Source organism: Bradyrhizobium lablabi (genome assembly GCF_018129385.1).
GTDB classification, from domain to species: domain Bacteria; phylum Pseudomonadota; class Alphaproteobacteria; order Rhizobiales; family Xanthobacteraceae; genus Bradyrhizobium; species Bradyrhizobium lablabi_C.
Map to the genome: position 1 here is coordinate 1 of NZ_JAFCLN010000048.1, position 1,481 is coordinate 1,481.

Annotated in this window: 1 protein-coding gene and 1 pseudogene; both read left to right on the forward strand. The window is 60.6% G+C overall.

What is annotated here, in order from left to right:
- On the forward strand, window positions 1-810 hold an 810-nt coding region (locus tag JQ628_RS34300; RefSeq protein ID WP_212231037.1), incomplete at its 5' end, for an IS110 family transposase.
- Window positions 811-1,074: 264 nt separating this feature from the next.
- Window positions 1,075-1,481: pseudogene (locus tag JQ628_RS34305) on the forward strand (SOS response-associated peptidase); the annotation flags it as partial.

Here is a 1,481-nt window from a genome sequence, read left to right on the forward strand (position 1 = left end):
CTAATCCCACCTCAATATGTGAAGGCTTACGTGAAGCGCGGCAAGAACGACGCGGCTGACGCCGAGGCGTTGTGTGAGGCGGTCACCCGCCCGAGCATGCGGTTTGTACCTGTGAAGTCGAAGGAACGGCAAGCGGCCTGCATGTTGATGACCGTGAGGGAACGCCTAGTCAGCGTGAAGTCGCAGCTCTCCAATGCTTTCAGGAGCTATGCAGCTGAGTTTGGCATCGTCGGCCCCGCCGGTCGGCAGAACGTCACGGCACTCATCAAACGGGTGCTCGAAGACAATAGCCTGCCGGAAATGGCACGGGATCTCTTCCGCCTTCAGGCGGACGAGTATGCCGCGGTCGAAGCTCGCCTGGCGAAGATCGAGGCCAAGCTGATGAAGTGGCATCGCGAGGATGATGTCAGCAGGCGGATTGCGACGATTCCCGGCGTCGGTCCGATTGGGTCGTCCATGCTAAGCATGAAGGCGCCGCCGCCAGAGACGTTCAGATCAGGCCGCGACTTTGCGGCTTGGCTCGGACTGACGCCCAAGGATCATTCAACTGGCGGCCGGCAAAGACATGGCGGTATCACAAAGGCCGGAGATTCAGTGCTCCGATCGACGTTGATCGTCGGTGCGACCGCGCTGCTGAGGCATATCCGAAAGGGTCGTCATAAGCCCACACCCTGGCTCGCCTCGCTGCTCGAACGAAAGCCGCCGAAGTTGGTCGCGGTCGCCTTGGCGAACAAGTTCGCCCGCATCGCTTGGCGCTTGATGATATCGGGCGGCGTGTACAACCGGCCGGTAGCCGCCATGCCTATCTGATCTGAAATTGGCGCCGCGAGCGAGGTTGCTCGGCGGATAGCCCACGAACTTGCAGGACGCGGTAGATGGAAGGACCGATCGGTCGATACGCGCGAGCTTCCGTAGATTACACTGGCATCATCAATGTCGCCTATGTGCTTGGAACGTGCGTAGCGAACACCATCTCGGCCAGCGGGCTTTGTCCGCGCAAACAGGCCGGACATCTGATAGCAAGCGATCAGGTCAAAAGTCTGCTACCATCCTGACAAGTGGGGGGCCGTCCACATCTGCAATCTCTATTCCATGACCAAGAACGTTGACGCGATCCGTCGCCTGTTCAGCGCACTCAACAGCCGCGTTGGCAACCTGCCTTCAATGCCCGGCATCTTTCCGGACTACCCAGCGCCGATCGTTCGCAACGCGCCCGACGGTCGTGAGATCGTCATGGCTCGATGGGGCATGCCGTCCTCCCAGCAGGCGCTCCTCGACGCCACCAAAAAGCGAGCCGAGAGGCTCGCGGCCAAGGGTAAGCCGGTCGATTTCAAGGAATTGCTTCGGATGGAGCCGGACAGTGGCACCACCAACATCCGAAACGTCGGCAGCGCGCATTGGAAGCGGTGGCTCGGGACCGAGCACCGTTGCCTGGTCCCCTTCACGTCGTTCAGCGAGTACGACACGATCGATGGCAAGAA